Here is a 298-nt window from a genome sequence, read left to right on the forward strand (position 1 = left end):
AACACCGCACCGTAGTGGAAACGGTCGATGGAGAAAGGTGCGGCCAATGGGTGCATTTCACCCTTGGCCAGACTCGCGGCAAACACGTTGCCCGAGCCCGGTGTAGCCTTGAAGCCGCCGGTGCCCCAACCGCAGTTGAAGAACATGTTCGGTACCGGAGTTTTCGAAATGATCGGGCAAGCGTCCGGCGTGGTGTCGACGATGCCGCCCCACTGCCGGTTCATGCGCACTCGCGACAGCACCGGGACCATCTCGACGATGGCTTGGATGGTGTGTTCGATCACCGGGTATGAACCGC

General features: G+C 61.1%; 1 protein-coding gene. It reads right to left on the reverse strand.

Annotated features, from left to right (window positions below; genetic code table 11):
* Positions 1–298, reverse strand: a 298-nt coding sequence (locus ACIOZM_RS19860) for an FAD-dependent oxidoreductase (RefSeq protein WP_401216493.1), incomplete at both ends; no start/stop codon positions are given.

It is taken from the genome of Pseudomonas sp. NPDC087346 (genome assembly GCF_044744235.1).
In the GTDB taxonomy this organism is placed as follows: Bacteria; Pseudomonadota; Gammaproteobacteria; order Pseudomonadales; family Pseudomonadaceae; genus Aquipseudomonas.